This window comes from Denitratisoma oestradiolicum (assembly GCF_902813185.1).
Lineage (GTDB): Bacteria > Pseudomonadota > Gammaproteobacteria > Burkholderiales > Rhodocyclaceae > Denitratisoma > Denitratisoma oestradiolicum.
Genome location: NZ_LR778301.1, coordinates 3,080,001 through 3,092,874 on the forward strand (window position 1 = coordinate 3,080,001; position 12,874 = coordinate 3,092,874).

The window sequence follows — 12,874 nt, forward strand, 5'->3', positions numbered from 1 at the left end:
TGTTGATAGAGCCGTGCCGGTTCCTCGGCCTGGGCCAGATTGACGACAAGGATCGCCAGGACAATCAGGATATTTCGCAACATGGGGATGTCAGGCAATCTCAAGGGAAGTCAGGCCGATTTCGCTGTCGTCCAGATAACAGCCCGGATCCTCGGCCCAGGGATCTTCGGTGAGCTTCAGCGCCCGAACCCGGGTATTGCCGTTGCAGATATCCAGATGGGCGCAGGTGGCACAGCGTCCCGTCACGGGCCGGGGGTGGCGCTTGAGCCCGGCCATCACTGGATCGGAAACATCCTGCCAGATTTCAGAGAAGGGCCGGCTTTTCACATTGCCCAGGGAATGGTGCCACCACATGGTGTCCGGATGAACCTGGCCCAGGTTGTCGATGTTGGCCACATTCACCCCGGAGGCGTTGCCCCCCCACTGTCGCAGTTTGCCCCGAATATGCTCAGCCCGTGCGGGGAAACGCTGCCCCACCCAGTGCAGGAAATACACTCCATCTGCATCGTTGTTGCCGGTATTGAACTCCCGCTTGAACCCTCGCTGATGACTTTCCAGGGCGGTCTCGAATAACAGATCCATGGCCTGGCGGGTGGTGCGGTGACGGGCATCGTCCCGGCGGTTCTTGTTGCCCCGTCCGGCGTAATTGAGGTGGGAGAAATAGAACTTGTCTATGCCCTCCCTGTCCATCAACGCCAGCAGTCCCGGCAGATCCTGGGCATTGTCCTCGGTCATGGTGTAGCGCAGCCCGACCTTGAGGCCCCTGTCCAGGCACAGACGAATACCCGCCAGGGAAGCCTCGAAGGCCCCCTCCTTGCGGCGGAAGCGGTCATGGGTGGCGCCCAGACCGTCGAGACTGACCCCCACGTAGTCGTAGCCCACCTCGGCGATGGCATCGATGTTGCCGCGATCGATCAGGGTGCCATTGGAGGACAGGCTGACATGGAATCCCAGGGCCTTGGCCCGGCGGGAGATATCGAAAATGTCGGATCGCAACAGTGGCTCGCCGCCGGAGAGAATCAGGGCCGGCACCCGGAAAGACTTGAGATCGTCCATCACTGCGAAGATCTCGTCGGTGGTCAGCTCGCCAGGAAAATCCTTGTCGGCGGAAATGGAGTAGCAGTGCTTGCAGGTGAGGTTGCAGCGCCGCACCAGATTCCAGATCACCACCGACCCCGGTGCCGGACGACGTGGCAAGACGGGGGTGGGTTCGAAAATTTCGTTGATGAACTGGGCGATCCGGAACATGGGTGACTCCGCGGTGGCAAGCGTTCAGGCAATCAGGCGCAGGCCCGTCTTTTTCAGGATACGACTGGAAAAGAGGACATCCCGCCCCTGGCAGACGCCGGGGAACTCCGCCTCGATCAGGGCGGCGATTTCCGCGACCTGGGCCAGCACCGCATCCCGGCTCTTGCCATGAACCATGGCGAAAATATTGTAGGGCCAGTGAGGCAGGCGGCGCGGTCGGCGATAACAGTGGGTGACGGCGGCCAGAGCACCCAGGCGCTCCCCCACGGCATCGGCCTGAGAATCAGCCATGTTCCAGACGCTCATGCCATTGGCGGTGTAGCCCAGGGCATAGTGATTGGGTACGGCACCGATGCGGCGGATCACACCCCGCGCCAGCATGTCCTGCAAACGGACCATCACCTCCTCGGCGCTGATACCCAGTGTTTCAGCCAGGGCATGATAAGGGCGGGGCACCAGGGGCAGCCCCCCCTGGGTGGCCAGCACCAGGCGGCGCTCGACATCATCGATGACCGCAGGCGGTCGATCCATGGGACTGTTCATGCCTTGAGCCTCATTTCGACGAAATACTCCCGCTCCTTGGGGAAGGCATGGACCACCAGCCCGGTAGCCGCTTCGATGGCGGCGATGGCATCGCCGATGCCCTCCCGGGTTTCCGTGGCCAGCACGAACCACATGTTGAGGGCATGCTCACGGCGGTAGTTGTGGGCCACCTGGGGCAGGGCATTGACCCGCTCGGCTACCCGCTCGTAATCCGCCTCGGGCACCGCCAGGGCGGCGAGGCAGAAGGCCCCGCCCATGCGCTCGATCTGGAACATGGGACCGAAACGGGTCAGCACCCCGTTCTCCCGCAGGCGCCCCAGACGCTCCAGCAGTTCCTCCTCGCTCATGCCGATACCGGCGGCAGCCTCGGCATAAGGCCGCTCGCTGATGGGAAACTCCCCTTGCAGGGCGTTGATCAGCGCCCGGTCACCCGGGTCCAGATCGGCAACCTGACGGCGTTCATGCATGACAAGCCCCCGCCAGGTAACGGGCACCCTGCTGCTTGAAGCGGCGGGTGGAAAACAACACGGCATGGGGATGGACGTCCAGACCATGGCGCCGGGCCAGGTCGGCGCGCAGGGCCAGCACCTCTTCCCGAGCCTTGCCATGGATCATGCAGAACAGATTGTAGGGCCAGTGGGGCTGCGCCCGCTGGCGCCGGTAGCAGAGGGTGATGCCGGTTTCGCCGGCCAAGGCCCGCCCCACCGCCGAGACGTCCTCGTCCGGCACGTCCCAGACGCACATGGCATTGGCGGTGTAACCCAGCTCGTGGTGACGCACCACAACGCCCAGGCGCTTGATCAAGCCCTCGGCCAGCCAACGCCCCAGCAATTCCAGGGTGAAGTCTTCGCTTAAGCCAACACGATCTCCCAGAACCTTGAAAGGCCGGCTTTCCACCGCCAGGCCGGGCTCCAGGGCGGCCAGAAGACTGCGTTCGAGCTCTGGCAGGGCACAGGCACGCTCGGTCAGGGCCGCCGCGTTGGGCTGCACATGCTTGCAGCCCCCGGCCAGGTCGAATCCCAGATCGATATGGAAAGATTCACGCAAGGGCAGGGAGATCAGGGGGCAAGCACTCTCCCGAGTAATTTCCCGCAATTGCTCGGCCAGGGCCTCCTCGTTGCGGGCAGCCAGGACGAACCAGAGATTGAAATCGTGCTCCCGCTGATAGTTATGATTCACCTGTGCCCGCGCCGTCACCAGTGCCGCCACCCGTTCCAGGTCTGAGACTGGCACCGCCAGGGCCGCCAGGGTGGAGACTCCGACCCGGCGCGGCGGCAGCACGGCACCAATGCGACTCACCACACCTTCCGCCAGGAAGCGGCGGTAACTATCGAGCACCGCCTCCTCGGTCAGCCCCACCTTTTGGCCGATGGCGAGAAAAGGCCGTGGCAACAGAGGGAAGCCCCGCTGGTAGTCGTTGAGCAGACGAAAAACCGGATCGGTGGGCCCGTTCATTTCAGAACCCCATGCGGGCAGCCCGCGAAGTGAAGAAAATGCCGCTGGGGCTCTGGGCAGGGATTTCCCCCAGAACCTTGCGGGTGGCGGTATCGTAGATCATTACCTTGTGGTCATCCCGGGCGGAGATCCAGACCGCCTCGCCCCGGGGTGTGAACTCCATGTGCAGAACCGCCTTGCCTGGTTGCAAGGTATCCATCACCTGATAGCTAAGGGTATCGATCACCTGCACATGTCCATTGTCGGGAAAGGCAAAATTGACCCATATCTGGCGTCCATCGGGGCGGGCCATGACGAAGACCGGCTGGCCCTTGACGGGGATACGCGCCACTTCGCGCCAGTCCCGGGTATCCACCACCAGCACTTCGTGGCGACCGATGGCGGGAAGGTAGGCATATCCTCCGGCCAAAGCCCAGACCCGCAGATGGGGCATTTTGAATACCGGCAGGGGCGTCTCGCCCTTGCCGTAGCCAGCCAGGATGCGCCGTACCCCCTGCTCCGGGCGCCAGGTGTCGAGCACGGCCAGACCATCCTCGCCGAAGAGACCGGCGATGTAATAGCGGCCATCCGGCGTCACCAGTCCGTCATAGGGCTGCTTGCCGGCGGCGTAGCTTTCGGTGCGGGGATGTCCGGGATCGGAGAAATCGGTGATGCGGATTTCGCCACTGTCGAATAGCGCGTAGCCGAAGCGCTTGCCGGGCAGGTCAGCCAGACCCACCACCTTGGAGCGTTTGCCCTCGCTGCCATAGCTCGCCGGCACATCCGCCACCAACTCCAATGTCTCCGCATCGAAGGCTTTGATGCCGCCCGGCTCGTAGTTCTGGGCCACCACCAGGCGGCCATCCTGGGAGATGGCGCCGCCGATGCTGTTGCCGGCCTGCATCACCCGCCGCACCAGGCGGGCCGTGAGCAGGTCCACCTTGGACAGGCCGCCGTCACGACCGAAAATATAGGCGTAACGGCCATCCCGGGAAAAAACCACCGAGGCGTGGGACAAGTCGCCCAACCCATCCACCCGGGCCAGAATCTCCCGCCGCGTCTGGTTCACCAGGGCCACCCGGCCATCGGCCCGTTCGATGATCAGCCCCAGGTCGCCAGTGCCTCGCAGGGGTACTTGGGTGCAGGCGCCGAGCAGCAAAGCCAGAAGTACAACGAGCCAGCGCATCAATGCTTCTCCTCGGGAAAACCTTCCACCAGTTTGCGGGCGATCCAGAGGGCCTCGCCCTCGTTCAGAATGGATTTCCAGGCCGGCATGGCCGTGCCGGGACGGCCGTAAAGGATGGTCGCCGCCAGACTCTCCAGGGGCTTGCCCATCAGAGCCTGGGCCGTCAGGGGCGACCCCAGTCCACCCTTCAACGTCATGCCGTGGCAGGAACCACAATCCTGGCGCACCAGGCGGATCAGTTCACCTTCGTTGCCGGCCCAGGCGACCATGGAGAAACAAGCCAGGAGGGACAAGCCAGAGCGGTTCAGTCGGGCCATGGAATTTCGCTCATGGACGCCAGACAGACGCATCGACGGCCCATGTCATGCCGCCGATGTCGTCGGGCCGGATTCAGCGTTTGGCTGCGTTGATGTCTGCCTGAGCATCGATGCCCAGGGTGTAACCCAGGGATACATGATGGAAACGGCCGTTGGTGTGGTCGTCGTGAATGGCGAAACCGAAGCTGTAGGTCTTGCCGGCTGCCAGATTCACATCGCCCTCGCCGCCCCCGGCCAGCTTGCGGGTGAAGGTCACGGTCCACTCGTCGCCCTTCTTCTCACCCTTGGCTTCCACCAGACCCTTGCCGCCTTCCATGACCCGCTTGTCGGCCACATAGCCATCCACGGCCTTCTCCTTGCTCTTCCACTGGATCAGGTCATAGAACTTGCTGCTGGCGTTGCCTCCGGCGATGTACTTGGTCTTCTTGTCGTCCTTGGCGTCGGGCATGGTGCGGGCGTCATTGTGGCAGGTCTCCCAGCAACCGGCCTGACTGGAACGCTCCACCTTGTTGTCATCCAGCATGAAGGCCAGTTTCACCGGATTGGCGGCATCCATCTTGGGACCCCCGCCAGGAGGCTGCTTCCAAGTAAAGCGCAGGTAAAGGTTGCTACCGTCGTTGGCGGCCTGGACATTCACCGGAATGAAGGGCGCCTTGCCCTTGATGGGTTTGGGCTCGATCTTCTCGCCACTGGCCATCTTCTTGCCCATATCGGCGGCTTCGGTGTCATGGCAGGAAGCACAGGTCTCGGCCTTCTTGTAGGCCTTGGCGCCGCCATGCTCGGTACCTTTCAGTATCCATTCCATCGGTGAAACGCCCGGATAGAGCAGCGTAATTTTCTTGACCGGCACCTTGCCCCAGTCGGGAGCCGCCGCCAGGGCAGCGCCGGAACCTGCGAACAGCATCCCCGATGAGAGGATTGTTGCAATCATGATTTTGCGCATGACAATTACTCCACAGTTATTACGATGAATACGGTTCCATCAAGCCCACCAAAACGACAGGGTTGAAACTTACTCGTCATCTTCCTTCATGCCCTTGGGCTTTTGGTGGGCAATGCCCTTGTGGCAGTCGATACAGGTGGACTTGTCCCTCAGGGCCAGCTCATGCTGTTTGCGTGCCCGCTGTTTCTGGGCCTCCGGATTCATGCCCTCAAAGCTGTGACAATTGCGACACTCTCGGGAATCCGCCGCCTTCATCCGCTTCCACTCGTTCTCGGCCAGTTGAAGGCGCTTGGCCTCAAATTTCTCGGGTGTATCGATGGTACCCATGACTTTGCCATAGACCTCCTTGGAGGCCTGAATCTTACGAGCCATCTTGTGCACCCAGTCACGGGGCACATGGCAATCGGAACAAATGGCACGCACGCCGGTGCGGTTCGAATAATGGATGGTCTTCTTGTATTCCTGATAGACCGTATCGCGCATCTCGTGACACGAGACGCAGAACTCGAGGGTATTGGTGGCCTCCATGGCCGTATTGAAGCCACCCCAGAAAATGATCCCCAGCATAAAGCCGATGGCCAGCAGGGCGCCCAGTGAATAGCGGGCTGACGGCTTGCACAGTACCGACCAGAAACGATTGCGCCCTTCGGAGTTGTTGCTCATCTGTATCCCCTTCGACTCTCAGGTTCCTTGGCGGGACCTCTATTTGTCACTTCACCCTGAAAGCATGCGGCCATCAACCGGAAGGCATTGCCTTCCGGTTGCCCTGCTTTCTCAATAGATATCGTGCTGTGTGTTGTAGACGTTGAACTTGCCGGTGGGCGTGATCATCTTGGGATCGGTGATCACCTTTTTCACCTTGAGAGTCGCGTCGTCATACACCACGATGGCGGACTGGTCAGCCTTGCCACCCCACAGGGAAATCCAGACCTCCTTGCCATCGGCACTGTACTCCGGATGAACGGCACGCTTGGTGGCCTTGGTTTCAGGCAGCCCGGAATCCTTGGCAACGTTGATGATCTTCGTCGGCTTGGACAGGTCCGCCATATCCCACACTGCCACGGATTCCGCCAGATCCTTTTCCGGATTCTGGGGAGAGTCGGCCCAGAAATGCTTGGACTTGGGATGGGTCTTGACGAACAGGTTGCCCGGCACATGTTTCATTTCCTGGACGACCTTCCAGTTGTGCTCCTTGTACTTGGCGAACTTCTTGTCGTCCGAGGGCGTGCTGATCAGGGTCACCACATCGGCGCCCAGGTGGCCGGTGGCCCAGACGGGGCCATACTTCGGATGCACGAAGTTGGCCCCCCGCCCCGGGTGCGGAAGCTTGGCAACATCGATCAGCGCTGCCAGCTTGCCAACCTTGGTATCCACCGCAGCGATCTTGTTGGAGGCGTTGGCAGCCACCAGGAAGTAGCGCTTGGAGGCATCCCATCCGCCGTCATGGAGGAACTTGGCGGACTCGATGGTGGTGGTCTTCAGGTTCTTGATGTCGGAATAATCCACCAAGAGAATCTGGCCGGTTTCCTTGATATTGACCACCCACTCGGGCTTGATCTCGGAAGAAACAATCGAAGCCACGCGGGGTTCGGGGTGGTATTCGCCATCCACCGTCATGCCGCGGGTGGAAACGACCTTGAGGGGCTTCAGAGTGTCGCCATCCATGATCACGTACTGGGGCGGCCAGTAGGAACCGGCAATGGCGTACTTGTCGTCGTAGCCCTTGAACTTGGAAGTATCGACAGAGCGGGCATCGAAGCCGACCTTGACCTCGGCCACCACCGCAGGCTTCTCCATCCACAGATCGATCAGGGACAGGCGTCCATCGCGGCCAATCACATACACATAGCGGCCTGACTTGGACAGACGGGAAATATGTACCGCATAACCCGTCTTGACGATGCTGCGGATTTCCTTGGTATCGCCGTCGATCAGCGCCACTTCGCCGGTATCCCGCAGGGTCACGGAAAACATGTTCTTCAGATTGAAGGGGTTCATCTGCTTGGTGGGCCGCTTGTCCACCGGCACGATGACTTTCCAGGATTCCAGCGTATCCTTGAAGCTGTACTCGGGCGGCACATCCGGAGTGTTCTGGATGTACTTGGCCATCAGACTGATCTCTTCCTTGGTCAGGATGTCGTCGAAGTTCACCATCCCGCCTTCGGTGCCATAGCCGATGATCTTCTCGAGACGGTTCTGGCCCAGCTTGAGAGTGCCGCCTTCCTGGATGCTGCCGTCCTTGGCCTTCTTGCTCCAGTGGGGCTCCAGGTTCTTGCCGGTGGCACCCTTGCGCAGAACGCCATGACAACCGGCGCAACGCTCGAAGTAAATCTTCTTGGCCTGGGCTTTCTCCTCCGCGCTCAGCGTGGGCGCATCGGCGGGTGCCTGTTGGGCCAGGACCGATGACATGGACAGAGGCAACAGGGCGGGTAAGGCATATTTGAGCAGTTTCTTGTACATCATCGGTCTCCTTGCAGTGAGAGGACGGAACGAACTGAAATCGAAGCCGAAGCCAGTCTATGCCGTTGTCTATCCGCAAAACCTTGACGACGATCAGACTTTTCGCAGCAACACCATGCAACGCAAGGTAATAACCGGGAAACCCCTCAGGGATTGATGCAGACCTCCACTGCGGAACTTCCCGCCTTGCCGCAGGGGGTTCGGGAACCCGCTGCGGGATGGGGAATGCCATCCTCGTCCATCCTTGCGCCCAGGGTATCCCAGGCCAGCAGACCGTGCCGGTCCAGAGTCAGGCGCAAGACCCAGCCTTCCCTGGCGGCGGGCAGATCGAAGCCGTCAAAAACGAAATTACCCAGGCTATAGACGATCAGCTTGCCCCGGTAATACTCGGCCCCCTGGGTCACATGGGGATGGCCGCCCACCACCAGGTCGGCGCCGGCATCGATCATGGTCCGGGCCAGTTGGCGCTGGCGGGCGCTGGGCTCGGGCTCACGCTCCCAGCCCCAGTGCATAAAGGGAATCACCAGATCGGCCCCTGCCGCCCGGGCGGCCCGGATGTCGGCCACCACCTCGGCGTCCTCGCTCCAGGCCACGCCTGGCCAGGTGGGGCCGGCAGCGAAGGCCCGGGGTTTGAATTCGTTGTAGGCCAGCACCGCGATACGTAGCCCGGGGCGTTCAATCCAGAGAGGGCGGTGGGCGGAGTCCAGATCACGGCCACCGCCAAAGGGAAGGATGCCAGCCTGGCTCACCCGTTCCAGGGTTTCCAGAAAGGCCGCCGTACCGTAGTCGCCGGAATGATTGTTGGCCACCGCCAGGGCGTCGAAACGCCCCTTCAGCACCGAGACAACAGGCGGCGCGGCGCGAAAGCTGTAAATCTTGCTTTCCTGGGGCTGGCCGACGGTAGCAATGGGACACTCCAGATTGCCGATGCGATAGTCCGCCGCCGCCAATACGGCGGCAAAGGGCGCCAGAGGATCACGGCCGGATGCAACGACCCGGCCCGGGCCATCGTCCAGCATCACATCCCCGACGAAGATCAGACGAAAAGGTTCGGCCAGCGCACCGCCAGCCGACAGTAACAGCAGGAGAGCGAGCCAACACCGCAGCCGGTTCACAGGACTACCCTCACCCCGCCCCACGGGAGGAGATGGTTCGACGCGCTACGGCTCCGGGCTGTGTAATGTGCCCCTTCGGGCGGCCGTGCGGGATGCTCATGACCCCTCCTTCCCGATCAGTTCGCACCAGTATTCCAGTTCCCCGTCCCGCACCGGCTCATAGACCCGGTGCAGGCCGGTGAAGCCATGGCGCCCCCCCGGAGCCGGCGGATAAGGATGAGTGACCTGATGGACCAGGGTAGGCGCCGGTTCCCGATCCGCATAGGTATAGATGCGGACCGCCGCCAGATCGGCGGGCGCGGTCTGAAACACGATACGGAACAGAAAGTAGGAACCGATGGCCTGGGCCGGCACCCGATAGGGCGAAGCCACGGGTTCGGCGACCAGCAAGCGCTCCTCGCCCCCGTAGGTGACATGGCAACGCACCTGCTGGGCGCTGGCCGGGACCGGCAGTCCGCTCCCCAGGGCCACCAGCACCATCAGGGCGGCCATCAGGAGCGGACGGGGCAGCACGCTGCGTCCTCAGACGCCGCGATAGACCGGCTTGCGTTTTTCCAGGAAGGACAGGGTGCCTTCCTTGGCATCCAGGGTGGAGGCCACGGCCACACCGGCATGGCCCTCGTAGTCGAGGATTTCCTCCAGGGTGCTGACCTGGGACATGTGGATCATGCGCCGCGCCATGTCCACCGCCACCGAAGCCCGCTGGGCCAGCAGCTTGGCGTACTCGAAGGCCGCCGCGAAAGCCTGGCCTTCGGGCACCAGTTCGTCCAGCAGGCCCAGGGCCTTGCATTCCTCGGCCTTGAACACCTTGGCCGTCTCCACCATCATCAGAGCGTTGGAGAAGCCCACGATGCGGGGCAGAAAATAGGACAGGCCGCAATCCGGCGCCACGCCGATGTTGGTGAAGATCGCCGCCATCTTGGTGGTGGTGTCGCCGAAACGGCGGTCGCAGGCAATGGAGTAGGCCAGCCCCGCGCCCACCGCATGGCCCTGGATGGCCACGATCACCGGCTTGTCCACCGCCACCAGCTGCCGCGTCACCTCGAAGAAGGGACCGCCCGGCGTCTTGCGCTGGGAACGGGGGATGGGGCGGGAAGGGTCGGAGGTGCCGGGCATGGGCCGGTCGCTCTCGCCGGAAATGAAATCCACGTCGCCGCCCGCGCAGAAGGAGCGTCCGGCGCCGTTCAGCAGAATGGTGCGAACCTCGTCCCGGAAGCGCAGCTTGTAGAGCAGGCCGGAGAGCTCCTCCGCCACTTCCCAGCTGATGGCGTTCAGCTTGTCGGGACGGTTCAGGGTGATGATGCCCACGTTGTCCTCAACGCGGAACTGGATGTACTTGAATTCCTCGGCCATGGCCGTTCTCCTATCTTGGGGTCGCGATGTCTGTCACGTTCAACGGAATTGGGGAATGATTTCCTTGTCGTACCACTCGATCCATTCCAGGCATTGCTCGAAGGTCTCCACCTTGGGCGGGCGCACTTGGACAGAGGTGGCACCGGCCTTTTTCAGTCCCTCGATCTCCCGCAGCACACCGTCCCGGTCGCCCGCAATATTGGTCTCGCCATAAGCGACATGGTGATCGTCCTGGGCATAGGCCGTGGTGGTGACCAGAATCTCGAAGCGGTCGGCCTTCTCCTGATATTCAGGCAGGCTCTTCATGTACTGGATGCACTCGGGCAGATTCTCCGCCGTCACCAGCCAGGGGATCCAGCCGTCGCCCAGTTGGGCGGCGCGGCGCATGGCCGGCTTGGAATTGCCGCCGATGAAGATCGGGGGATGGGGTTTTTGCACCGGCTTGGGCTCGATCACCACGTCCTTGAACTTGACGAACTCGCCGTCGAAGGCCGGCGTATCCGAGGTCCAGGCCTGCTTCAACACCTGGATGTATTCGTCGGTGATCTTGCCACGCTGCTCGAAAGGCACGTTCAGCGCCTCGAATTCCTTCTCCAGGTGGCCCACGGCCGTCCCCAGGGTGAAGCGGCCGCCGGCGATGAATTCCATGGTGGCGATCTGCTTGGCCAGCAGCAGGGGATGGCGATAGGGCAGCGCCAGGATGTAGGTCATCATGTGGATGCGCTGGGTGGCGCCCATCAGCACGGCCGCCGCCGAAATCCCCTCGACGAAGCGGGTGCCCATGTGCTGAACCATGTCGTTGGGCATCATCACGTGTTCGGGAATGGTCAGCCAGTCCCAGGTCAGGCTGTCGGCCTTCTGGGCGAAGCGCAAAATCTCGGCGCTGCCGGATTTCGGCTCCCAAGGCGCCATTGCGGGCGGGTAATTGTCCATCCCGGAAGCTGCCAGTGCGAATTTCATCGTTGTCTCCTGTTTATTTGATGTTATGAGCCCGCCGTCCCGGCAAAGGCGGCGAATGCTGCATTATTGCAAGCCATCATTTTCAATAAATGACTTTCCGCTCCACCAGTTCCTGGTAGCGCGCCTCCTCCATGCCAAGGATTTCCTTGAACACCCTATCGTTGTCCTGTCCAATCACCGGTCCGGGACGTACTTCCACCTCACTGCGGCTCAACTTCACATAGGCGCCGTAGATGGTCTCCCGGTAACCCAGGGGGTGGGTCACCTCGATGTAGGTTCCCCGTGCCCGGTAATGGGGGTCCTGGAGCAGGTCACCGATATTCAGCACCGGCGCCGCAGCCACCCCGTGGGACTGAAGCAGCTCCGCCAGTTCCCGGTCATCGTAATTGACGGTCCATTCGCCCAACAGGGAATGCAGCGCATCGATATGGGCCAGGCGATGCTCCAGGGTGGCGAACTCATTCACCTTCAGCCACTCGGGATGGCCCAGGGCCTTCATCAGGGCCTGCCATTCCTCCTCGGTGACGACCGCGATACTGATCCAGCGGTCGTCGCCCTTGCAGGGGAAGACGCCATGGGGCGCCGCACCCGCCACCGGATGCTCGTTGCTCTTGGGGCCGCCACTGCGGCCATTGAGCACATAGTCCATGTAGGCCGGCCCCACCATCTGCATCACCGCCTCCTGCTGGGAGAAGTCCACATGCTGTCCCTCCCCGGTATTGCGGCGGTGGTTCAGGGCGGCGAGGATGGCGAAGGCGCCGAAAATGCCGGCATAGGGATCGGAGTAGGCGTTCTCCACCGGAATCGGACCGCCTCCCTTGTAGCCCACCAGGCTGTCCAGGCCCGTGGTGGAGGTGAGGCTCAGACCGTAGGAGCGCAGATCCTTCTTCGGGCCGGTGAGCCCGGCGCCAGGCATCGAGAAGAGGATGATGTCCTCTTTGACCTTGCGCAGGTCCTCGTAGCCGAAGCCCAGCCGCTCCATCACACCGGGGCCGAAGTTTTCCACCACCACGTCGGACTGGGCAATCAGCTGCTTGGCCAGCTCCAGGGCCTGGGGTTCCTTCAGGTTCAGGGAAACGGAACCGTTGCCGGCCCAGCAGGCGTTGTTGGACAGGCTGCGGTTGGGGTCGGGCTTGCCCTCGGCGAAGGGCGGCAGATTGCGGGTCATGTCCACCCGGGCCTTGGATTCGATCTTGAAGACCTCGGCACCGAGGAAGGCCAGGGTCTGGCCCACCACGGGGCCGGCCCAGACCCAGCCGAAATTGACCACCCGGATACCCTTGAGGGGCAGATTCTTAGCCATGTGCATGCTCCT

Annotated in this window: 15 protein-coding genes (1 of these 15 running past the window's edge); all 15 read right to left on the bottom strand. The window is 62.2% G+C overall.

Going from position 1 to position 12,874, the window contains the following annotated elements:
- Positions 1 to 83, bottom strand: partial view of a nitrite reductase gene (locus DENOEST_RS13940; protein WP_145772318.1) — the beginning only. The gene continues 1,477 nt to the left of window position 1, outside the view; only the first 83 of its 1,560 coding nucleotides appear in the window; its start codon is at positions 81 to 83; its stop codon lies off the left edge, out of view.
- Positions 84 to 90: 7 nt separating this feature from the next.
- Positions 91 to 1,248: a heme d1 biosynthesis radical SAM protein NirJ gene (nirJ, locus tag DENOEST_RS13945; protein WP_145772319.1), complete on the bottom strand. Its 1,158-nt coding sequence runs from the start codon at positions 1,246 to 1,248 to the stop codon at positions 91 to 93.
- Between the two features lie 24 nt (positions 1,249 to 1,272).
- Entirely contained in the window at positions 1,273 to 1,791 is a 519-nt protein-coding gene (ahbB, locus tag DENOEST_RS13950) for a siroheme decarboxylase subunit beta (RefSeq protein WP_197970622.1), read from the bottom strand.
- Positions 1,788 to 2,258 (bottom strand): Lrp/AsnC family transcriptional regulator, encoded by a 471-nt coding sequence (locus DENOEST_RS13955; protein ID WP_145772320.1) that lies wholly within the window; start codon positions 2,256 to 2,258, stop codon positions 1,788 to 1,790. The genes ahbB (DENOEST_RS13950) and DENOEST_RS13955 overlap by 4 nt, the downstream gene beginning before the upstream one ends.
- Complete coding sequence (gene ahbB, locus DENOEST_RS13960; protein ID WP_145772321.1) at positions 2,251 to 3,246, bottom strand: siroheme decarboxylase subunit beta; 996 nt, start codon at positions 3,244 to 3,246, stop codon at positions 2,251 to 2,253. The genes DENOEST_RS13955 and ahbB (DENOEST_RS13960) overlap by 8 nt, the downstream gene beginning before the upstream one ends.
- Before the next feature lies 1 nt (position 3,247).
- Positions 3,248 to 4,411 (bottom strand): cytochrome D1 domain-containing protein, encoded by a 1,164-nt coding sequence (locus tag DENOEST_RS13965; RefSeq protein WP_145772322.1) that lies wholly within the window; start codon positions 4,409 to 4,411, stop codon positions 3,248 to 3,250.
- Positions 4,411 to 4,728 carry a c-type cytochrome gene (locus DENOEST_RS13970; protein WP_145772323.1) on the bottom strand — a complete coding sequence of 106 codons (318 nt, stop codon included), beginning with the start codon at positions 4,726 to 4,728 and terminating at the stop codon, positions 4,411 to 4,413. Before DENOEST_RS13970 ends, DENOEST_RS13965 begins: the two co-directional genes overlap by 1 nt.
- A 73-nt stretch (positions 4,729 to 4,801) precedes the next feature.
- Entirely contained in the window at positions 4,802 to 5,671 is an 870-nt protein-coding gene (locus tag DENOEST_RS13975; protein ID WP_183148263.1) for an ethylbenzene dehydrogenase-related protein, read from the bottom strand.
- A 69-nt stretch (positions 5,672 to 5,740) separates the two neighbouring features.
- Positions 5,741 to 6,334, bottom strand: coding sequence for a NapC/NirT family cytochrome c (locus tag DENOEST_RS13980; RefSeq protein WP_145772325.1), 594 nt, complete (start codon positions 6,332 to 6,334; stop codon positions 5,741 to 5,743).
- 111 nt (positions 6,335 to 6,445) lie between these two features.
- The gene (locus tag DENOEST_RS13985) at positions 6,446 to 8,134 is read right to left on the bottom strand and encodes a cytochrome D1 domain-containing protein (protein ID WP_145772326.1); all 1,689 of its coding nucleotides are present in this window, start codon (positions 8,132 to 8,134) and stop codon (positions 6,446 to 6,448) included.
- A gap of 143 nt (positions 8,135 to 8,277) precedes the next feature.
- Positions 8,278 to 9,246 carry a CapA family protein gene (locus tag DENOEST_RS13990; RefSeq protein WP_197970623.1) on the bottom strand — a complete coding sequence of 323 codons (969 nt, stop codon included), beginning with the start codon at positions 9,244 to 9,246 and terminating at the stop codon, positions 8,278 to 8,280.
- 96 nt (positions 9,247 to 9,342) lie between these two features.
- A complete protein-coding gene (locus DENOEST_RS13995) occupies positions 9,343 to 9,759 on the bottom strand; it encodes a hypothetical protein (protein WP_197970624.1) in 417 nt (138 codons plus the stop codon).
- Between the two features lie 9 nt (positions 9,760 to 9,768).
- The gene (locus tag DENOEST_RS14000) at positions 9,769 to 10,599 is read right to left on the bottom strand and encodes an enoyl-CoA hydratase/isomerase family protein (protein ID WP_183148264.1); all 831 of its coding nucleotides are present in this window, start codon (positions 10,597 to 10,599) and stop codon (positions 9,769 to 9,771) included.
- A gap of 39 nt (positions 10,600 to 10,638) precedes the next feature.
- Positions 10,639 to 11,559: a TIGR03619 family F420-dependent LLM class oxidoreductase gene (locus tag DENOEST_RS14005; protein WP_145770653.1), complete on the bottom strand. Its 921-nt coding sequence runs from the start codon at positions 11,557 to 11,559 to the stop codon at positions 10,639 to 10,641.
- Positions 11,560 to 11,641: 82 nt separating this feature from the next.
- Positions 11,642 to 12,862, bottom strand: coding sequence for a CaiB/BaiF CoA transferase family protein (locus tag DENOEST_RS14010; RefSeq protein ID WP_170228190.1), 1,221 nt, complete (start codon positions 12,860 to 12,862; stop codon positions 11,642 to 11,644).
- Between the last annotated feature and the right edge of the window lie 12 nt (positions 12,863 to 12,874).